This is a genomic window from Nocardia puris (genome assembly GCF_036051655.1).
In the GTDB taxonomy this organism is placed as follows: Bacteria; Actinomycetota; Actinomycetes; order Mycobacteriales; family Mycobacteriaceae; genus Nocardia; species Nocardia puris.
Map to the genome: position 1 here is coordinate 7,408,747 of NZ_CP107943.1, position 18,394 is coordinate 7,427,140.

Consider the following 18,394-nt stretch of genomic DNA (forward strand, 5'->3'; position numbering starts at 1 on the left):
CATATCCGCCGCGCCATGTCCTGTGCGCAATGAGAGTATGTGTGCGGCCAACAGGCTCAGGAATATTCGCCGCCGGATTCGGAATGCAACGGGTAATACGCGACGAACTTCATTCCCATGCGCTCGGTGAAGCACAGGGTGGTCCAGTGCATGAGCGTGGGGCCGCGGTCGGTGTTGAGATGGATGTCGCCGCAGGAATCCTCGGCGATATTGTGGCGCTGCCACAGCTTGCGGAAGCGCGGATTGCGGTCGGAGAGTCCCTGCACCAGCGAGCAGATCCGCTCGTCGCACGGATAGCTGGAGATGTGCGTGCGGAAGCGCGCCACCCATTCCTCCTGGGCGCGCGGGACATCGGTGAACGCCCCGCTCACGGCGGGGTCCTCGAACACCGACGCCAGCAGGTTGACCCCCGGTGCGAGCGCGAGGATCTCGCGCGCGGCCTCGTTGACGACGAGCACGTTCCAGGTGTAGTCGACCACATAGGCGGGCCCGGCGGCCCAGCTGTCCGGATACGGCTGGAGCAGTCCGACCGGCACCAGGTTGTCGGGCCGGGCCACCTTGGAATCCAGGCCGGCGAGCCTGCGCAGATAGAGACGTTCGTTCAACGTCATCTGGAGCACCTCGGCGAGCCGGTCCAGCACCGAGGCCGAAACGTTCTCGGCGCGGCCCTGTTCGATCCAGGTGTACCAGGACAATCCGACGCCGGCCATGAACGCGACCTCCTCCCGGCGCAGGCCGGGCGTGCGTCGCTTGCCGCCCGGCGCGACCGGAATCCCGACGTCCTCGGGCCGGATGGCCGCGCGTTTCCTGGCCAGGAAATTCCCCAGCTCGCGCAGCGGAGTGTTGTCGCCGTCGACCATCCGGATGTTCGTGGCAGCGGACATGCTCGTCTCCCTCCCTGATACTGTCCCGCGACCGGTGGGACCGGCCGCCGGCATCCCGCACTGCCCCGTCGCAGCGACGCCGTCTGGATCGAAAAGGTCAGGTGATGACGTGCGGCCGCCGCTCGTCGCGTTCCGCGCTCCGGGCGACCCGGCCCGGGGCGAGGAGTCCGTCGATCAGGTCGTGGTGGGCGACGGCGTGCCGGAAGTCGACGGCCGTGCCGTGCTCCGACGGCGTGCCGGTCAGCGCCTCGTACCACGCTTCGTACTGCTCGGCGACCACCGCCGCCGGACCGCTCAGACCGCTCCCGACCCCGCGGTAGTCGGTCCCCGCGACGGGTTCGAGCTCCGCGAGGTCGCCGTCGCCCTTGGCGCCGCGCAGTGTGACCGCGCCGAACTGGAGATGTCCGGTGGCGCCGGTCAATTGCAGGGCGCCCGCGGTGCCGCGGATCTCCCACAGGAACGTCGTACCGGGCCCGAGCCCGCCCTGGTAGTGGGCCGTGAACACAGCGCCGTCCGCGGTGGTGGCCACCAGGCCGAGCTGGTCGGGCGTGGTCTTGCGGACGGTCTCGCCGGTGTCGAGGACCCGCACCACCGGTTGCCCGACGGCGGTGACGACACCGGCCGGGTGCAGTGGGCCGAGCACGTCGATCACCGCGTCGAGGGTGTGGCCGAACGGGATGGCCGCCATCCCGGCGCCGGAGGCCGCGTCCACGGTGTAGGCGGTCGCGGACTGCGTCGCCGCACCCCACCCGCCCGCGTCACCGATCAGCCTGGCGGACAGCACATCTCCGATATAGCCGCCCTCGAGCAGTCGCTTGATCAGGCGCACCTGCGGCACGTGCCTGGCCTGCAATCCGACGGCCGTCGGCGCGCCGTGCCGTTCGGCGAGCCCGGCCAGCTCGGCCGCGATCCGCGCGTCGGGCGCGAGCGGCCATTCGCTGAAGGTGGGTTTGCCGAACGGCAGCACCTGCCGCAGGATCTCCTCGTGGCGCGGCACCCGCACCGCGACCACGATCGCGTCCACCCGCTCGTCGGCGGCCAGCGCGGCGGGATCGGCCGCGGCCACCGGGAGCCCGTATTTCTCGGCGGCCGCCGCCGTCGAGGCGGGCGTGCTGCCCGCGACGCCGGTCAGGGTGAAGTGCGGGCTGGCGTCGAGCGCGGCCACGTGCGCCCGCGAGGCCCACCCGCTCGACGCGCTGAGCCCGACGATGCCCACCCGCAGCGGGGCGGCGGCGCTCATCGGCGCTCCCCCTCGGCCGCCAGACCGGCCACGCGCGCGCCGTCGGCGCCGGTCGCCTCCGGCACCGGGCCTGGTTCCGGTGCGTCCGGCTGCGGACGCGCAATGCGCAGCGCCAGACCGAGAATCGAGGCGGCCGCGATGAGGAACGCCGCGACGAACGCGGCCGCGCGGGCCCCGTCCACGACGGCCGCGTCGCCCACCGCGTCGGCACCCGCCGCGCCCGCCACCGCCACCAGCACGGCCAGGCCGACCGCGCCGCCGATCTGCTGTCCGCTCGAGGCGACGCCGGAGGCCAGTCCCTGTTCCTCGTCGGGCAGCCCGGACGTCGCGGCGGCGTACATGCCGGTGAAGATCACGCCCTGCGCCAGGCTGAAGATCGCGATGCCGACGGCGAGCCGGGCGAACGACCCGTCGGTCCGCAACAGCACCGCGAACAGCAGGATCCCGGCCCCGGCCGCGAGCATGGCGGCGGGCAGCATAGCGCGCAGCCCGATGGTGGAGGCCAGCCGCGCCCCGATCATGGTGCCGGCCAGCACGCAGGCGCACGGCAGGATGAACGCGAGCCCGGTCTCGAACGCGCTGTAGCCGTAGACGTTCTGCAACACGGTGGTCAGGAAGTACGGGATGGCGCCGAGGGTCGCCATGAAGCTGAACGCGATACCCGCGCCCAGCACCAGATTTCGATAGCGGAACGCGCGCAGCGGAATCAGCGGTTCGGCGGTGCGGGATTCGATCCGGACGAACACCAGCACCAGCGCCAGCGCGGCGAGCAGGCTCACGACGGTGAGCGGTGCGGTCCAGCCCGATTCCGGCCCCTGTACCAGGCCGAGCACCAGCAGCGTCGACGCGCCGGTGATGGCGATCGCGCCGGGAATGTCGAACGAGCGCAACGACACCGGCGGGTTCGCGTCACGCGAGATGGACGCCGCGGCCAGCACCGCGGCGAGCGCGACGATCGGCAGGTTCACGAAGAACACCGCGCGCCAGCCGAGCCATTCGGTCAGCACGCCGCCGAGCAGCGAGCCGAGCACCATGCCGCTAGAGCCGGACGCGCCCCAGATGCCCAGCGCGCGGTTGCGTTCGGGACCTTCCTTGAACGCGGTGGTGATCAGCGACAGCGTCGCGGGTGCGAGCACCGCGCCGCCCAGACCCTGCACGGCGCGGGCGGCCAGCAGCAGGCCGGGGCTCTGGGCGAAACCACCCAGCGTCGAGCCCGCCGCGTAGAGCGTGAGACCGATGTAGAACATGCGCCTGCGGCCGATCAGGTCGGCGCAGCGGCCGCCGAGCAGCAGGAAGCCGCCGAACGCGACCGTGTAGGCGCTGACGGTCCACTGCAGGTGGTTCGGGCCGAACCCCATGCTCGACGAGATCTCCGGCAGCGCGACGAAGACGATGTTGTAGTCCAGGCCGATCGTCAGCTGGGCGATGGCCAGGGCGGCGAGGGCCAGCACCGGGTTGGACGCGCGCGCCTCGGTGGTGGGGAGAGCCATGTCATGCCTCCGTGGGAAGGGGCGAACAAGTGGCAGCCGGACGACCCCGGCTCGGAATATACTTCGAACTCGGATATTACGAGTTCGAGCGATTTGCTTCAACCGCAACGGCGCGCAACACCCGCCAGCCCCGGGCTCGCGCGGCCGTGACCAGGGCTTCGTCGCTCCCGTCGGTCACCGCGACGGGTTCGTCCACGGCCGCCAGCATGGGCAGATCGCTCACGTGGTCGCCGTAGCCGACGCGGTGCGCGCCCGCGGGCACGGGCCAGCCGCGCACCACCTCGGCCTTGCGCTCGCCGAGCATGGGCGCGCCGGTCGCGCCGGTGTAGACCCGCTCGCGCACCTCCATGGGCGTGCATCGGAAAGCGTTGGCCCCCAATGCTTCCGACAATGCCGTGAGCGGCGCGTCGAAGGACGCGGAGACGAACACCACCTCCGCACCCGCGCGGCGATGGCCCTCGATCTCGTCCAGCACGGCGCGATGGACGAGATCGCCGGCCCGCACCCGCGCGCCGACCCAGTCGCGCGCCGCCTCGAAAACTTCCGGGACCGGGCGACCGGCCCACCACGAATACAGCAGCGGAGCCGTGCGGTGGCGCGGCGCTCCCGCCGCCACCGCCGCGCGCACCGTTGCGACCAGCTCCTCCCCCGCCGCGCGCACCCCGCGCCGCCGCGCGTCGAACAGCAGGAAGTCGATCAGGCTGGAACCCCGCAGCACCGTGCCGTCCACGTCGGCGAACACCATGCGGTGGGGTCCCGTCCGGTCAGTCCACCGCGGCACCGACCGGCCCCTCCCGCCTGCGCCGGTTCACGACCTCGGCCAGCGCCCGAAAACCCTTGGCGTCGAACACGTCTTCCTCGGAGATCACCACGCCGAACTTCTTCGACACCACAACGGCGAGTTCGACCAGCACCAGCGAGTCGAGATCCAGGTCGTCGTAGGTGGTGTCCTCCCCGACCTCCCCCGCGAATTCGGGGAAGTGCTGATCGAGCAGTTCTGCCAGCTCGCGATAGGTCACGTCAGTCATCGGTTTCTCCCAGCACTGTCGTAGCGGATACATCGTCGGGCCACACGAGCGTGGCCGCGCCCCAGGTGAGGCCGCCGCCGAACGCGGTCAGCAGGATCTTGTCGCCGGGGGCGAAACGGCCGCTGGCCGCGGTCAACGCCAGCGGGATCGACGCCGCCGAGGTGTTGCCCACCCGGTCCAGGTGCACCACCAGGCGCGATTCCGGCACATCGAGCACGTGGGCCAGGGAGCGCAGGATGCGGATATTGGCCTGGTGCCCGACGACGTGGGTCACCTCGCCCGCGCGCCAACCCGCCCGCGCCAGCACGGTCCGGCACGACGCGGCCATCGAGTCCACCGCCGCCCGGAACACCTTGCGTCCCTCCATCCGGAAGGCCGGGGCCAGCGCCAGGTGCGGGGCGGACGCGGCCCGGGAACCGCCGCCCGGCACCGTGATCCAGTCCGCCGCGTCGCCGTCGCTGCCGAGATCGAAAGCGCCCCAGCCACTTTCGTCCGGACGTGCGGACCGGCCGATGACGGCGGCCCCCGCGCCGTCGCCGAAGATCACCGAGGTGGTGCGGTCGGCCGGGTCCAGGATGGAGCTGAACGTGTCGGCGCCGATCACCAGAACCGAAGCGGCCGCACCGGATCGGACGAACGAGTCGGCGATCGCGGCCGCGTACAGGAATCCGCTGCACACCGCCTGCACGTCGAACGCCGCCACCGTGCCCAGCCCGAGCCGCCTGGCGACCGCGGGCGCGGTGCCCGGACACGGGTGGTCGGGGGTGGTGGTCGCGACGATCACCGCGTCGACCGCGTCGCGGCCCGCGTGGTCGAGGGCCCGGCGCCCGGCCGCGACGGCCAGATCGCCCGTCGCCTCGCCCGGACCGGCGTGGTAGCGCACCCGCACCCCGGTGCGCTGGGTGATCCACTCGTCGGTGGTGTCGAAGCGCTGTTCCAGGTGCTTATTGGTGAGCCGGGTCGACGGAACGTACCCGCCGATGCCCAGCAGCGATACCGTGTGCCGCACTGTCATCGTGGCCGACCTTTCCGAGGGAGATGTCCGGAAGCGCGTGTGCCACGGAACAACTCAGCGTCATCGACGGGCGGTGCGACACCAGGGTCGCGGCGCGCCACCGCCTGCCCTTCAGGGTGACGACGCGCGCGCCGTGGATCTCGGTGGTGACCCGTTCACCGGATTCGCGCGGGCGGATCGGCGTCGTGGCCTCGTAGTGGGTGCTGCGCATCCAGAGCGTGTTGCTGTCCGCGCGCGCGAAGCCGTCCATCGCGTAGAGGCCCACCTGGCCCAGTTGGAGCATGTCCACGAAGGCCTCGGCGAAGGTGACGCTGCCGGGGAACCGCGATTCGATCTCCGCGTAGCTCTCGGCCGGGCCCGGCACGGTCCGGTACTCCGCGTCGGCCGACACCGACGAGAAGTCCGGCGCCACCGTGACGCCGGCGAGATCGGTGGCGTGCCCGCGATAGCTGCGCGGTACGTCCGTCGCGCTCTGCGGCGGCACCGTGGACCCGGTGTCGATATCGAGAATCGCGAGCATATTTCCGACCGTCACCGAAATCACGTGGACGCGTCCGGCGGCGGCGTCGGAGGAATTGATCCGGGTCGCGGAAACGGGAATCCGGTCGAGCCCCATTTCTATGGGCACGGTGCCCGCCTTGATGATGCAGCGGCGCACCCAGGCCGAGCCGAGCGGATCGTCGCCCCGCCGCCGCCCGCGCAGGAGTGTGGTCTCCAATAGCGACGATGCGGCCGACACCGCCAGCAGATAAGTATCAATCGTGCTGACGTGAATACTTTGCGGCCCCGAACTCTTCAGTGACCACATCCCCGGATACTCGAGGGAACCGAACCCGACGCAGCGGGCGTTCTCGTCGGGATCGGTGGCGGCGGCACGGGTGAAGCGCACCGTTCCCTGCCGGAATCCGTCACCGAAGTACCGTTGGGCCCGATTGCCGAGAAGCGCGTCGATGGGCTTCGCGTGATCGGCTCGCAGGTGGCAGGTTGTCATGACAATCACCCCATAGCAGAACCTAGGTCGCGATGAAAAAGACGATAGGGCAACTCTAGGTGTGATATTCGGGTGCTGTCGTGTTCGCAGTGATCGTATTTCCCGTGGCAACAGGATGATCGACTTCGGACCGGCGGATATGCCGTCGCGCCGAATTCCCCTCGGCCCGAGGGAGAATACGCGGAGGGGTTTCGAGTAATCCACGTCACTGCGCGCGGGCCGGATCACGGGCGAATCACGCGCGATGTTCGCGGGGCCGCGCCGGGGTGAGCCGTGCCGTCGTCAGGGTTCGCCGAGGTCGTCCAGGCCGTGCGGATCAGCCGGTTCGTGGTCGGCGGCGGCGAGTTCGGCTTTGACGACGGTGTAGGCGGTGGATTGGCTGTAGCCGCGCCGGGCCAGCATGCCGACGAGGCGGCGGATCGCCTTGTCGCGGTCCAGGTCCCGGGGCAGGGTGCGGAGTTTGCGACGGACCAGATCGGTGGCGCGGGCCTGTTCGTCGTCGGTGGAGATCGCGGCGAGGGCGGGTGCGGCGTCTTCCTGGGCCACGCCCTTGCGGCGCAGTTCCTGGGCGAGGGCTTGGCGCCCCTTACCGGAGAAGGTGTGCCGGGCGTGCACCCACTGTTCGGCGAAGGCGGCATCGTCCACCAGGCCGACCTCGGCGAGTCGCGCGACGGCGGATTCGGCGACCTCGACGGTGAACCCCTTGGCCGCCAGGCGATTCAGCAGTTCGGCACGGCTGCGGGCGCGGACGGCGAGCAGGCGCAGACACGCCTCTTTCGCCTGCTCGACCGTCCCGCCGACGGGGGCGCGCTCCGACGTCGACCGGCTCGCGCCCGCCTCCGTCTCCCACGCGTCCCCCTCGGACCCGGCCGCCACCGGGCCCACCCGGCCGCGCGCGGACGCGCCGGACCGGGAGTCGCCGCGGCGGGAGCGTCCTCGCCGCGCGTTCCGGGACGGGGCCCCGGTCGAGTCCGCCCGCTGCGGATCGGGCGAACTCGACCGGGCTCCCAGGAAGTCCGCATCGGCCGAACCACCTTCGACCGACCGGACAGGTCCCGATTCCCGTGCGCCGGAACGGTTCTCCGTGGTATCCACGGGTCCGGCGGACAGGAGTTCGTGCAGTCGGCGCCGCATATCCTGCACCGGATCGGCCTGCCCGGGGGCGGGCCGATCGGCGCGACGGGGACGCCGGCAGGGGGTGGACTCAGAAATCGGCGGGCACCTCGGCCACGTCGGCGGTCACATCCGCGCCGATTCCGAGCTTCTCCTTGATCTTCTTCTCGATCTCGTCGCGCACATCGGTGTTGTCCAGCAGGAACTTCCGGGCGTTCTCCTTGCCCTGGCCCAGCTGGTCGCCTTCGTAGGTGTACCAGGAGCCGGACTTGCGGATGAAGCCCTGCTCGACACCCATATCGATGAGCGAGCCCTCCTTGGAGATGCCGTGGCCGTACAGGATGTCGAACTCGGCCTGCTTGAACGGCGGCGACACCTTGTTCTTGACGACCTTGACGCGGGTGCGGTTGCCGACCGCGTCGCTGCCGTCCTTGAGGGTTTCGATGCGGCGCACGTCCAGGCGCACGGAGGCGTAGAACTTCAGCGCCTTGCCGCCGGTGGTGGTCTCGGGCGAGCCGAACATCACGCCGATCTTCTCGCGCAGCTGGTTGATGAAAATGGCGGTGGTGCCGGAGTTGTTGAGCGCGCTGGTCATCTTGCGCAGCGCCTGGCTCATCAGGCGGGCCTGCAGGCCGACGTGGCTGTCGCCCATCTCGCCCTCGATCTCGGCGCGCGGCACGAGCGCGGCCACCGAGTCGATGACGATGATGTCGATGGCGCCGGAGCGGACCAGCATGTCGGCGATCTCGAGCGCCTGCTCACCGGTGTCGGGCTGGGAGACGAGCAGCGCGTCGGTGTCGACGCCGAGCTTGCGGGCGTAGTCGGGGTCGAGCGCGTGCTCGGCGTCGATGAACGCCGCGACGCCGCCCGCCGCCTGGGCGTTGGCCACCGCGTGCAGCGCGACGGTGGTCTTACCCGAGGATTCCGGGCCGTAGATCTCGACGACGCGGCCGCGCGGGAGGCCGCCGATGCCCAGCGCCACGTCCAGCGCGATGGACCCGGTCGGGATCACCGAGATGGGCTGGCGGGCCTCCTCGCCGAGCCGCATCACCGCGCCCTTGCCGAAGCTCTTCTCCACCTGGGCCAGTGCCAGTTCGAGCGCTTTGTCGCGGTCGTACGCCTGTGGTGCCATGTCCTTCGATCCCCTTCTCGCCGGGTGAGTCTCTCGATCTGTGGTTGGCGCCCACATTAGAGGGCGGCACCGACAAGTTCCGATGACCACATTAGACGAACAAGTGTTCGAGTCAAGCGACGCGCCCGGCGACACGCGGCGCGGTTCCGGACCCCGCGCGGACGGGACCGCCCCGCCCCTCGAGGACCCACGCACCCGGGTCACGCGGCACCCGCGAGATGCCGGGCGACCTCGCCGACCGGACGACCCGCGCGCCCACGGCACGCCCCGCGCGCCCGGCAGCAGCGCGGTCGAACGACACGCGCCCACGACACTCCCGGACGCGGTTGCGATCCGTCGGTCCGGCGGACCACCCCGCACACGTGCACGGCGCGGGCCGCCCCGCCGCCCGGGGACCGGCAGAACTCATCGACAACCGCGGCGGGCGTGCGCCCACCCGGCGTTCACGGATTGACCGGCGACAGCTCGGGCGGCCCCCAGCGCAACGGGCCCGTCGCGACGGCGGCCACACCGGTGACGGTGAAGTCGACCACGCACTGCGCACCCGCCGTGAACAGACCTGTCTCCCAACGGATCTCGGCGGTGCCGGTGAGCTGGAGCGCGCCTCCGGTGGTCCAGTCCGGGATCAGCAGGCCGCATTCCGGGCGCACGGCGAGGTTGCCGAGCGTCATGAACAGGGAGTTGCCGCGATAGTCGGGCCAGCGCAGCTCGGTCGGCGAAAGCACTTGCAGGAAGCCCGGATTGCCGCCGCGATGCGAAGCGTCCGCGTTGCCGTCTTCGTCGGCGCTGGCGATGAAGAAGGTATCCGCGGCCGCGACGGCGGCGCGCTGCGCGGCGTCGAGTTCGGTGCCACGCGCCACCGGGGACGACTCCCCCGGCCGATAGTCCTCGATCTCCCTGCGCGAGATGTACTTCGGGCAGTTCGAGTACACCTGGTCGGTGGTGATCAGCAGGCCCGTCCCGTCGGGGACGGCGTGCCCGTTGACGCGCATCCGCCTGCGCCGCCTCGGCTCCAGCGCGATCATGCCGACCGGCGCGGGGCCCGCGAGCACCTCGGCCAGCGGATCCCCGGCCGCGGGACGCGCGTCCACCGCGAGGGCGTCCTCCCCCGTCGTGCGGACGAAGCCGGACGGCCCCGTGAGCTGACTCGCCCACAGCCGCCCCGCGCCGTCGGCGGCGCCGAGCACCACCATCGGCTGCGCGGCCAGGAACTCCGCCGCGACCGGCGGCACGCCCGTGCGGATCGTGCGGGCCACTTTCACCGCGATGTCGGCCTGCGCCATCCGGCGCTGCACCGCGAGCTCGCCGGCGTGGAACGGCGTCATCACGAATCCCCTTCCGGGCGTGCGGGTCCGGTCGCTCAGAAGAAGCCGCAGGTGGGCGCGGCGCCGCTGGGTGCGGGCGCGGCCTCGGCGCCGCCGGGCGCGTACACCTCGAGCCGGATGCCGTCGGGATCGGCGAAGAAGATGCCGCCCGAGGCCGCGCCTTCCCCGTGTGCGACGACGCCGTCGTAGGCGAAGCGCACCGACAACTCGCGCAGCGTGGCCTCCACGGCGCGCACCTGATCGATGTCGTCGACCTGGAACGACAGGTGGTGCAGTCCCGGTGTCGCCGTGGAGAACTCGCCCTCGGACTGCTGCCACAGCGTGAGCAGCAGCTTGCCGTCGGCACCGAGGAAGGCGAAGCGCCGCGTGCCCTCCCCGCCCGCGCCGAGTTCGTCGAAGCCGAGCGCGCGGCGATAGAACGCCACCGACCGATCCAGGTCCGAGACGTTGAGCCCCACGTGCCCGGTCGCGAGCTGGGGTGCGGCCACTGCGGTCATGATTCCTCCGAGGTTATAACCGTTGTATGATTGTTGAACGGTTATAACCGTAGCGCGCGAGCTCCCCGTGCGTCAACCGTTGAAATGGTTTTAGGAGGTTAGAAGAACGGTGGTGGCCGAAACACCCGCCGGCCGCTCGTTACCCTCAGGCATGCTCGATCCGCGTCCGCACGTCGGCGAACCCCTCGCACTGGACCTGTTGAACACGCGCTGGATCGACGAGACCGGCCCGCGCGACCTGCTCACCGACGTGGCGGGCTTGCGCGTCTGGCTCGACGCGGCGGGCTTGCGCGAGCTCCCCGCCGACGTGCGCACGCTCACCGCCGTGCGCACCGCCCGCGACGCCGTGCACGCCACCGTCGTGGACGCCGACCACGCCGGCCTCAACGCCGTGCTCGAGCACGGACGCCTGCGCCGATCGCTCACCGAGAACGGGCCCGCCAGCACGCCCGACGTGCCGCGACAGTGGTGGTTGCCGGCCTGGCTGGCCGCCGAGAACCTGCTCTCGCTACTGGCCGAAGCGCCCGAGCGCATCCGGCAGTGCGCGCACCCGCAGTGCGTGCTGTTCTTCTACGACACCTCGCGCAACGGCACCCGGCGCTGGCATTCCATGACGACCTGCGGCAACCGCACCAAGGCGGCGCGGCACTACGCCAGGAAACCGTGAGTCCCGCTCAGAACACTTCGTCGAGCAGGCGGTAGTAGTCCAGGCGGACCCGGTCCGGATCGGTCAGGCCGTACGCGGCGAAGAACGCGTCCACCTCGGCCGGGCCGAAATCCTCGCGCAGGTCGCGTTCGGCGAGCGCCAGATCGCGGTAGCGGTCGGCGAGACCGAGCGCGCCCACGTCCAGCAGCGTTCCGCCCGCCAGCACGTTGGGCGGGGTGAAATCGCCGTGCGCCACCACCAGGTCCTCGGTGGCCGGGCGCTCGGCGACCAGCCGGGCCAGGATCTCCTCGGGGGTGAGCGCGGCGTTGTCGGCGTCGAAGTCGGCGGGGTCGACCAGTCCCTCCACGACCTGCCTGCGCGCGAGGTTCAGCGTCACGTCGAGCCTGCCGTCGAACGGGCACTCCGACACCGGCAGCGCGTGCAACCGGCGCAGCACCTCGCCCATGGCCGTGCCCGGCGAATCGCCGGGCGCGGCGGCCAGACTGGGGGCGCCCGCGTCGGCGAGCACCAGCACGTCCTCGGCGAACACCGCCACCTCCGGCACCGGAATCCCCCGCCCGCGCAACCAGATCAGCCGGTCGTGCTCGGCCACCGCGTGCGGGCCGCGCTTGAGCCAGTACGTGCCGTTCACCCGGACCACGCCACCGCTGAGCCCCTCGTGCTCGTCGGAGTGGGCCGGGTTCTCTCCCAGCAGCTCGGTCACCGCGGCGGGCAGGGGGATCACCAGCTCGGCCAGGTTCTCCAGGGCGGTGCGGGTGGATTCGATGAGTTCGGCGTCGCCTTCGGCGAGACGCAGGCGCAGCGCCTCATTGAGCAGTGCGCGCGCCTCGGCGGCGCGGCCCTGTTCGGCCAGTGCCTTGCCCAGATGCTGGGCGGCGAAGGACAGCGCCTCCTCGTCGCCGGCGTCGCGCGCGGCCTCGACGGCGCGCCGGTACAGGATCTCGGCGGTGGGGGCGGCGCCCCGGTAGCGGTGCACGTCGGCCAGGTTGATCCAGACCGAGATCCGCTGGCGGTCGGTGACGGCCAGTTCCGCGGCCCGGTCCAGGTGGTCCAGCGCCGCGTCGTGCCTGCCGAGCAGCATCAGTTCCAGTCCGGTCTGGCGGAAACTCGCGAAGTCGTGCGGGTTCGCCTTGGCGACCCGGGCCGCCAAGCCCTCCGGGTCCACGGGCACCATGCGCAACCGCTCGTCCAGGCGGTACGGACGCCGCTCGGCGACCCGGTCCGCGGTCACCAGCGCGCCTTCGGGACGTCGAACTCGGCGCACAGCGCCCGCCACACGTCGCGGGGATCGACCCCGGATTCGATGGCGTCGGCGCCGGTCCGGCCGAGGCTGGGGATCACATGGTCGGCCAGCAGGGCGTCCCCGCGCGCCACCCCGAACTCGCCGTGCATCAGTTCCTGGAACTCGGTCAACCGCACCGTATTCAAGATACTCGCGTCCGCGCGGGTGCGCCCCGGCGGTTCAGGACGCCCGGACGCTCTCGACCACCCGGTGACAGATCTCGATCGGGTCGGCCACCTCCGCGTTGCTCAGCGCGGCGGCCTCGGCGGCGGCCGTGTAGCGCGGGTGGTCCAGCATCTCCTGCACGGCCGCGCGGACCGACTCGGCGGTCAGCGGGCGCACGACGATCGAACTGCCTTGGCGCGCGGCACGATTGGCGAGTTCCCACTGGTCGCCGCCGCCGGGCACCGTGACCACGGGCACGCCGGCGAGCAGCGATTTCGCCAGCAGTCCGTGGCCGCCGCCGCCCACCACCACCGCCGCGTGGGTGAGCAGCCGGTCCTGGCGGCCGAGCCCGGCCGTCGCCCACGGCGGCAGGTCGGCGGGCGGGGTGTCGATCATCGAGATCGCCACCCGCACGCCCGCGCCGTCCAACCCGGCCAGCACGGTCTCGGTCATCCCCGCGACGCCGGTGTGCGCGGTGGAGGGCGCCACCATCACCAGCGGCTCGCCGCCCGGGGGCAGCGCCAGTTCGTGCTCGGTCGGCTCCCACAGCAGGGGCCCCACCACGTGGGCGTTCTCGGGCCAGTCCGGGCGCGGCACCTCGAGGGCGGGCAGGGTGGCAAGCAGGCGCGCCGCCGGACCCGGGTCCTCGGCGGGCAGGCCCACGCCCTCCCGCGCTCTCGCCCGCTGCCGCAACCCGTTGCGGATGGCGCGCGCCGTCATCGCGCGCAGCGCGCCGTCGCGCATCCGCCCGCGCAGTCCCTCCCCCGGCGCGAGCCCACTCCCGATGGGCGGCAACCCTTTCGACGGCTGGTAGAGCGGGTGCGGGGACAGTTCCACCCAGGGCACGCCCAGGCGTTCGGCGGCCATCCCGCCGCCCGCGGTGAGCACGTCGGAGACGACGAGTTCGGGCAGCATCGCGCTCAGGTCGGGCAGGATCTCGGTGGAGATGTGCGCGGCCCGCTCGTGGATGCGCCGGCCGGCGTCGCCGTCGTCGTCCACCGGGCGCGGCGCGAGACCCTTGAGCCTGCGCACGGCGATGCCCGCGTCCCTGGCCTGGTCGAACCAGCGCGGACCGGTGAACAGCACGGGGTCGTCACCGGCGGCCAGGAACCGCTCGCACAGCGCCAGCGCCGGAAAGGCATGTCCCGGATCGGGACCGGCAACCACGGCTACACGCATCCGCCCAGCCTGCCACATGGCCGCACCTCGGCGGGAAGGCCCGTCCGGACGGGAATGCGACCCACCGCCACAAGCGGTTTCGCGTTCCGCGCGCCGCTCACCCGAAGTAATACAGCTCGAAGCCGACCGCCCGCTCGGCCGGGAATCCCTCCTTGGGTCCGGTGGACCGGTCCACGACGGCGCGCACCTGGTCGGCCACGGGTTCGGGGCTCAGCGCTTCCAGGTAGCGGCGATGTTCGGCGAGCGAGGCGTAGGCCGCGCCGATGTGGTCGGTGACGTCCACCGCGTGCGTCACGACCGGGCCCGCCACCGCGGCCCAGCGCGCCGACCAGGGCGCCAGCTCGGCCAGTTCCGGGAAGATCCACTCGTTCCCGGCGTCGGACACCGCGTCCAGCGCGGCCCGCCCGACGGCGCGATGGTCGGCGCTGTTGGCGATGCCCGGCGCCCAGGTGTTGCCGAAATGCCCCAGCACGACCATCTCCGGGCGGTGCCTGCGCAGGGCGGCGGCCAGATCGCGGCGCAGTGCCAGGCTCTCGGTGATCCGGCCGTCCGGATAGCCGAGGAATTCGACCTCGGGCACGCCCACCACCTTCGCCGAGGCGATCTCCTCGGCCTCGCGCAACGGGCCCGCCTCGGCGGGCGGCAAGCCGGCGATCCCCGCCTCGCCGCTGGTGACGAGCAGATAGCGAATGTCCTTGCCCTGACTCGTCCAGCGCGCGACGGCGGCCGCCGGGCCGTACTCGATGTCGTCGGGATGCGCCGCGATCACCAGACCACGCTGCCAGTCCTCCGGAAGCTGCTCCATGGACCCATTCAACACGCCGGCGCGAGGCCTCCGGCCGAGAATGTCCGACCGAGTGTCGCGCGCGCCACCCGGGTGCGGTAGACAGTGGGGCCATGACCAAGCTCACTCGCGCCGCCCTCGTCCTCGGCGTCGCGCTCCTGGCCCTGTTCGCCTCCGGTCCGCTCACCGCCACCCCGGCCAAGGCCGACGCGCTGCCCCGGGTGTTCTTCGATCTGACCGTCGACGGCGCCCCGGCCGGGCGCGTGGTGATCGAGCTGCGTTCCGACGTGGTGCCCGAGACGGCGGAGAACTTCCGGGCGCTGGCCACCGGGGAGCGCGGCTTCGGGTACAAGGGGTCGAAGTTCCACCGGATCATCCCGGGTTTCATGGCGCAGGGCGGTGACTTCACCAACGGTGACGGCACCGGCGGCAAGAGCATCTACGGCGACACGTTCCGCGACGAGAACTTCCAGCTCACCCACACCGGCCCCGGCGTGCTGAGCATGGCCAACCGCGGCCCCGGCACCAACGGCTCGCAGTTCTTCATCACCACGGCCGCCACCCCGTGGCTGGACGGCAAGCACGTGGTGTTCGGCACCGTGGTCGAGGGCCTGGACGTGGTGACCGCCGTCGAGCAGGCCGGTTCGGAGTCCGGGCAGCCCACCCGCGAGGTCGTCATCGCCGAGAGCGGTCAGCTCTAGTCACACGGAAACGGGCCGTGCCCCTCCTCGATGGAGGTGGTACGGCCCGTTGGCTTTTCGCGGTCTACAGCTTGCTGGCCGAATTGTCCGAGCCCGACACCGCCTTGTACAGCAGGTACAGGCCGAACACCACGGCGCTGATCACCAGGATCGGGAACAGCCCCTTGATCAGCGCACCGATGATGGCCAGGGCGATCCAGACGACCGCGACGACTCCGATGATCTTCCACAGCATTTCCAGCCTCCTGGACGTTTCGCTCGAAGCGCCCCACCGGCGATCCGACACCTCCATGCTGACACCCCGGGCGGCAGAAATCACCAGGTCAACAGCGATATGGGGGTGCATTTCAGGGTTCACCCCGAGAGCGGGCGCTCCGTGCGGTACCCGAGGGTGGACAGGTTCGGCGCGGCGACGGCGGTGCTGTCGGCGACCTCGGTGAGCGCCTGCGCCCAGCCGTCGAGACGGTCGGCGGCGTCGCGCAGTTCGGCCACGATCCCGTCGAAGCGGTGCGCCACGACGCTGCTCTCCGGCACCGCCAGCACCCGGCCCGCGGCGGCGACCACCTGCTCGTATTCGGCGATGCCCGCCTCGATGCGGCCGAGTGCGAAGCGCACGTTGCCGATCAGCGCCTGCACGGCCTGCGGGTTGGTGTGGCCGAGGGAGGCGATGGCGCGTTCCATGCCGACGATGTCGGAGGCCAGGGCGTGCAGCGCGGCGGCGCCGGAGGCGGCGGTCTCGACCATCTCGGTGAGTTCGTCCTCGGGGAGCCGGTGGCTGGCGGCGATCTGGGCGACGAGGCCGTGCATCGCCCGTTCGACGCCGATCAGGCGGGTGATCGGCGCGCGGGCGGCCGAGCGCAGCGGAGGTTGTTTGCGGGGGACGAACGCCGCCTGCGGCAGCGGGGATCGCCGCAGGCGCAGGTAGCGGCGGGCGCTGAGGGCGGTGCCGGTGACCAGCGCGACAGCGCCGCCACCGAGAACCACCACGGCCCAGGCGGGCGCCGAGATCACCACCAGCCCAACGGTTCCCGCGGTGGTGAGGCCGGAGACGGTGCCGAGCTGGTAGCTGCGGCGGCGGGCCCGGCGGCGCTTGCGCAGCTCTCGCTCCCGGGGATCGGCCCATCGGCGCACCGCGACGAGCGCATGCTCCCCCATATCGCGCAGCGTCTCCGGCAGCGACCCGTTCGGCATGCCGAACTGCCCGGGATGCGGCGCGGGCGCCTGCCAGGCGCGGGCGGGAGTTCGCTTGCGGCTCATGCTTCTACCTCACACCTGCGAGCGGGGACGTCGCGCGGCCGACGGCGGGCCGGGCGGTGCGCACCGACGGGCATGACAAGCTCGCCCGCCGGGGGGTGCGCCGGTTCGCGTCGTCCACCGCGCCGGTCCCTTCTCGATCGAACTGCCTACTGCTGGGCGGCCTGGCCCTTGTTCAGGTGCGGGGCGGCCGCGGGGTTGACCTGGGTGGGCGCGGCCTGCTGCTGGCCGCCCGCGGGCAGCGACTCCCCGCGCATGGAGGCGCGGATCTGCTCGAGCTTGCTGTGCCCGGCCATCTGGATGCTGGCCTGCTGGACCTCCATCATGCGACCCTGCACCGAGTTCTGCGCCAGCTCGGCCGAACCCAGCGCGTTGGCGTAGCGGCGCTCGATCTTCTCGCGCACCGCGTCCAGGCTCGGGGTGGTGCCGGGCGCGGACAGCGTGGAGTCCATCTGCTGCAGCGAGGCCGAGACCTGCTCCTGCATCTTGGCCTGCTCCAGCTGGCTGAGCAGCTTGGTGCGCTCGGCGACCTTCTGCTGCAACAGCATCGCGTTCTGCTCGACCGCCTTCTTGGCCTGCGCGGCGGCCTGCAGCGACTGGTCGTGCAGCACCTTGAGGTCCTCCACCGACTGCTCGGCGGTGACCAGCTGCGCGGCGAAGGCCTCGGCCGCGTTGGTGTACTGGATCGCCTTCTCGGTGTCGCCCGCGGCCGCGGCCTGGTCGGCCAGCAGCACCGCCTGGCGCGCGTTGGCGTTGAGCTTCTCGACCTCGTCGAGCTGGCGGTTCAGCTTCATCTCCAGCTGACGCTGGTTGCCGATGACCGACGCGGCCTGCTGTGAGAGGGCCTGGTGCTGCCGCTGGGCTTCCTCGATAGCCTGCTGGATCTGCACCTTCGGATCCGCGTGCTCCTCGATCTTGGAGTCGAAGAGGGCCATCAGGTATTTCCAGGCCTTGACGAACGGATTAGCCATCGATTGATCCCGCCTCCATCTGATGTACCGCTTGACGCGGCCGGGGCCCGCGACTTTCGCGCGCCCGGTTATTGCCTATCCTCCACCATGCGGCAGCCGGACCGGAGCAACCCGGCCCGATCGACGCCTACTACAGAATCTAGCCGTTTTCGGCGCCCGCCCGCAGCGTTGCCCGCGAGCGGGCGTATTCGCTCAGTTGCTCTTCACCAGGACCAGCATGTCGGCCTTGGGGGCCGGGATGACGATCCTGGTCTCCTCGGCGATCCGGTGGCGGGCGTCGGCGCCCGCGGACATGGTCGCGGCGGCGGGCTCGCCCGCGGCCTCGGCGGGGGCGGGGGCCTCGCTGCGCTCGGCCTCCGGCACCGCGGCGGCCTCCTCCACGGGTGGTCCGTCGGCACCCGCCATCACCGTGCTCACGTCCCACAGCACGCGCGACAGCGGCACGTCCAGCGCCGCGCAGATGGCCGCCAGCAGCTCGCTGGAGGCCTCCTTGCGGCCCCGTTCGACCTCGGACAGGTAGCCGAGGCTCACCCGCGCGGAGGTGGACACCTCGCGCAGGGTTCGGTGCTGGGCGAGACGAGCACGCCGCAGACTGTCCCCGATCGCCTCTCGCAGCAGCGTCATGTCGATCTCCTTCGCTCCCGATCGCCCGGCGCCGCCCGAGGGCAGGCCACGC

At 71.6% G+C, this 18,394-nt stretch carries 21 protein-coding genes; 2 read left to right on the plus strand and 19 right to left on the minus strand.

Features of this window, described 5'->3' with window-relative positions; translation table 11 throughout:
- Positions 1-56: 56 nt before the first annotated feature.
- The 11 genes from OHB21_RS34390 to OHB21_RS34440 all read right to left on the minus strand — a co-directional run bounded on the left by OHB21_RS34390 (position 57) and on the right by OHB21_RS34440 (position 10,715).
- Positions 57-884 carry a helix-turn-helix transcriptional regulator gene (locus OHB21_RS34390; protein WP_067504762.1) on the minus strand — a complete coding sequence of 276 codons (828 nt, stop codon included), beginning with the start codon at positions 882-884 and terminating at the stop codon, positions 57-59.
- Positions 885-981: 97 nt separating this feature from the next.
- The gene (locus tag OHB21_RS34395; RefSeq protein WP_113974919.1) at positions 982-2,124 is read right to left on the minus strand and encodes a Gfo/Idh/MocA family protein; all 1,143 of its coding nucleotides are present in this window, start codon (positions 2,122-2,124) and stop codon (positions 982-984) included.
- A complete protein-coding gene (locus OHB21_RS34400) occupies positions 2,121-3,614 on the minus strand; it encodes an MFS transporter (protein ID WP_113974920.1) in 1,494 nt (497 codons plus the stop codon). Before OHB21_RS34400 ends, OHB21_RS34395 begins: the two co-directional genes overlap by 4 nt.
- A 76-nt stretch (positions 3,615-3,690) precedes the next feature.
- Entirely contained in the window at positions 3,691-4,359 is a 669-nt protein-coding gene (locus OHB21_RS34405) for an HAD-IB family phosphatase (protein WP_067514799.1), read from the minus strand.
- Between the two features lie 19 nt (positions 4,360-4,378).
- Positions 4,379-4,642: a phosphopantetheine-binding protein gene (locus OHB21_RS34410; RefSeq protein ID WP_067514801.1), complete on the minus strand. Its 264-nt coding sequence runs from the start codon at positions 4,640-4,642 to the stop codon at positions 4,379-4,381.
- A complete protein-coding gene (locus OHB21_RS34415; protein ID WP_067514803.1) occupies positions 4,635-5,657 on the minus strand; it encodes a beta-ketoacyl-ACP synthase III in 1,023 nt (340 codons plus the stop codon). The genes OHB21_RS34410 and OHB21_RS34415 overlap by 8 nt, the downstream gene beginning before the upstream one ends.
- A complete protein-coding gene (locus tag OHB21_RS34420) occupies positions 5,587-6,876 on the minus strand; it encodes an AvrD family protein (protein WP_195125566.1) in 1,290 nt (429 codons plus the stop codon). The genes OHB21_RS34415 and OHB21_RS34420 overlap by 71 nt, the downstream gene beginning before the upstream one ends.
- A 54-nt stretch (positions 6,877-6,930) precedes the next feature.
- A complete protein-coding gene (gene recX, locus OHB21_RS34425) occupies positions 6,931-7,524 on the minus strand; it encodes a recombination regulator RecX (protein ID WP_232331961.1) in 594 nt (197 codons plus the stop codon).
- 328 nt (positions 7,525-7,852) lie between these two features.
- Complete coding sequence (gene recA / locus OHB21_RS34430) at positions 7,853-8,893, minus strand: recombinase RecA (protein ID WP_195125565.1); 1,041 nt, start codon at positions 8,891-8,893, stop codon at positions 7,853-7,855.
- Between the two features lie 443 nt (positions 8,894-9,336).
- Positions 9,337-10,218 carry a pyridoxamine 5'-phosphate oxidase family protein gene (locus OHB21_RS34435; protein WP_195125564.1) on the minus strand — a complete coding sequence of 294 codons (882 nt, stop codon included), beginning with the start codon at positions 10,216-10,218 and terminating at the stop codon, positions 9,337-9,339.
- 35 nt (positions 10,219-10,253) lie between these two features.
- Positions 10,254-10,715, minus strand: a complete 462-nt coding sequence (locus OHB21_RS34440; protein ID WP_067514388.1) for a VOC family protein — start codon at positions 10,713-10,715, stop codon at positions 10,254-10,256.
- A gap of 151 nt (positions 10,716-10,866) precedes the next feature.
- On the opposite strand from OHB21_RS34440, the gene OHB21_RS34445 reads away from it, so the two are divergent.
- On the plus strand, positions 10,867-11,382 hold the full coding sequence (locus OHB21_RS34445; protein ID WP_067514386.1) for a CGNR zinc finger domain-containing protein: 516 nt from the start codon (positions 10,867-10,869) through the stop codon (positions 11,380-11,382).
- Positions 11,383-11,389: 7 nt separating this feature from the next.
- On the opposite strand, the gene OHB21_RS34450 is transcribed toward OHB21_RS34445, so the two are convergent.
- The 4 genes from OHB21_RS34450 to OHB21_RS34465 form a co-directional block, all read right to left on the minus strand.
- A complete protein-coding gene (locus tag OHB21_RS34450; protein WP_324192074.1) occupies positions 11,390-12,613 on the minus strand; it encodes a phosphotransferase in 1,224 nt (407 codons plus the stop codon).
- On the minus strand, positions 12,610-12,801 hold the full coding sequence (locus OHB21_RS34455; RefSeq protein WP_067514385.1) for a DUF3046 domain-containing protein: 192 nt from the start codon (positions 12,799-12,801) through the stop codon (positions 12,610-12,612). Before OHB21_RS34455 ends, OHB21_RS34450 begins: the two co-directional genes overlap by 4 nt.
- Positions 12,802-12,844: 43 nt before the next feature.
- The gene (locus OHB21_RS34460; protein ID WP_195125563.1) at positions 12,845-14,008 is read right to left on the minus strand and encodes a glycosyltransferase; all 1,164 of its coding nucleotides are present in this window, start codon (positions 14,006-14,008) and stop codon (positions 12,845-12,847) included.
- Between the two features lie 97 nt (positions 14,009-14,105).
- Positions 14,106-14,813 (minus strand): PIG-L deacetylase family protein, encoded by a 708-nt coding sequence (locus OHB21_RS34465; RefSeq protein WP_067514383.1) that lies wholly within the window; start codon positions 14,811-14,813, stop codon positions 14,106-14,108.
- A 92-nt stretch (positions 14,814-14,905) separates the two neighbouring features.
- On the opposite strand from OHB21_RS34465, the gene OHB21_RS34470 reads away from it, so the two are divergent.
- Positions 14,906-15,493, plus strand: coding sequence for a peptidylprolyl isomerase (locus OHB21_RS34470; RefSeq protein ID WP_084538224.1), 588 nt, complete (start codon positions 14,906-14,908; stop codon positions 15,491-15,493).
- 64 nt (positions 15,494-15,557) lie between these two features.
- Here the strand turns inward: OHB21_RS34470 and OHB21_RS34475 are convergent, their stop codons facing one another.
- The 4 genes from OHB21_RS34475 to OHB21_RS34490 form a co-directional block, all read right to left on the minus strand.
- Positions 15,558-15,728, minus strand: a complete 171-nt coding sequence (locus tag OHB21_RS34475; protein WP_170160691.1) for a hypothetical protein — start codon at positions 15,726-15,728, stop codon at positions 15,558-15,560.
- A gap of 119 nt (positions 15,729-15,847) precedes the next feature.
- The gene (gene pspM, locus OHB21_RS34480) at positions 15,848-16,750 is read right to left on the minus strand and encodes a phage shock envelope stress response protein PspM (RefSeq protein ID WP_067514381.1); all 903 of its coding nucleotides are present in this window, start codon (positions 16,748-16,750) and stop codon (positions 15,848-15,850) included.
- 146 nt (positions 16,751-16,896) lie between these two features.
- Entirely contained in the window at positions 16,897-17,718 is an 822-nt protein-coding gene (locus OHB21_RS34485) for a PspA/IM30 family protein (RefSeq protein ID WP_067514379.1), read from the minus strand.
- 192 nt (positions 17,719-17,910) lie between these two features.
- Positions 17,911-18,342, minus strand: a complete 432-nt coding sequence (locus tag OHB21_RS34490) for a helix-turn-helix domain-containing protein (RefSeq protein ID WP_067514377.1) — start codon at positions 18,340-18,342, stop codon at positions 17,911-17,913.
- Positions 18,343-18,394 lie beyond the last annotated feature (52 nt).

Bases quoted from the DNA above. Each gene is read 5' to 3' on its own strand.
- OHB21_RS34390 (WP_067504762.1), bottom strand. From the start codon at position 884: ATGTCCGCTGCCACGAACATCCGGATGGTCGACGGCGACAACACTCCG.
- OHB21_RS34395 (WP_113974919.1), bottom strand. From the start codon at position 2,124: ATGAGCGCCGCCGCCCCGCTGCGGGTGGGCATCGTCGGGCTCAGCGCG.
- OHB21_RS34400 (WP_113974920.1), bottom strand. From the start codon at position 3,614: ATGGCTCTCCCCACCACCGAGGCGCGCGCGTCCAACCCGGTGCTGGCC.
- OHB21_RS34405 (WP_067514799.1), bottom strand. From the start codon at position 4,359: ATGGTGTTCGCCGACGTGGACGGCACGGTGCTGCGGGGTTCCAGCCTG.
- OHB21_RS34410 (WP_067514801.1), bottom strand. From the start codon at position 4,642: ATGACTGACGTGACCTATCGCGAGCTGGCAGAACTGCTCGATCAGCAC.
- OHB21_RS34415 (WP_067514803.1), bottom strand. From the start codon at position 5,657: ATGACAGTGCGGCACACGGTATCGCTGCTGGGCATCGGCGGGTACGTT.
- recA (WP_195125565.1), bottom strand. From the start codon at position 8,893: ATGGCACCACAGGCGTACGACCGCGACAAAGCGCTCGAACTGGCACTG.
- OHB21_RS34435 (WP_195125564.1), bottom strand. From the start codon at position 10,218: ATGACGCCGTTCCACGCCGGCGAGCTCGCGGTGCAGCGCCGGATGGCG.
- OHB21_RS34440 (WP_067514388.1), bottom strand. From the start codon at position 10,715: ATGACCGCAGTGGCCGCACCCCAGCTCGCGACCGGGCACGTGGGGCTC.
- OHB21_RS34445 (WP_067514386.1), top strand. From the start codon at position 10,867: ATGCTCGATCCGCGTCCGCACGTCGGCGAACCCCTCGCACTGGACCTG.
- OHB21_RS34460 (WP_195125563.1), bottom strand. From the start codon at position 14,008: ATGCGTGTAGCCGTGGTTGCCGGTCCCGATCCGGGACATGCCTTTCCG.
- OHB21_RS34465 (WP_067514383.1), bottom strand. From the start codon at position 14,813: ATGGAGCAGCTTCCGGAGGACTGGCAGCGTGGTCTGGTGATCGCGGCG.
- OHB21_RS34470 (WP_084538224.1), top strand. From the start codon at position 14,906: ATGACCAAGCTCACTCGCGCCGCCCTCGTCCTCGGCGTCGCGCTCCTG.
- OHB21_RS34475 (WP_170160691.1), bottom strand. From the start codon at position 15,728: ATGCTGTGGAAGATCATCGGAGTCGTCGCGGTCGTCTGGATCGCCCTG.
- pspM (WP_067514381.1), bottom strand. From the start codon at position 16,750: ATGAGCCGCAAGCGAACTCCCGCCCGCGCCTGGCAGGCGCCCGCGCCG.
- OHB21_RS34485 (WP_067514379.1), bottom strand. From the start codon at position 17,718: ATGGCTAATCCGTTCGTCAAGGCCTGGAAATACCTGATGGCCCTCTTC.
- OHB21_RS34490 (WP_067514377.1), bottom strand. From the start codon at position 18,342: ATGACGCTGCTGCGAGAGGCGATCGGGGACAGTCTGCGGCGTGCTCGT.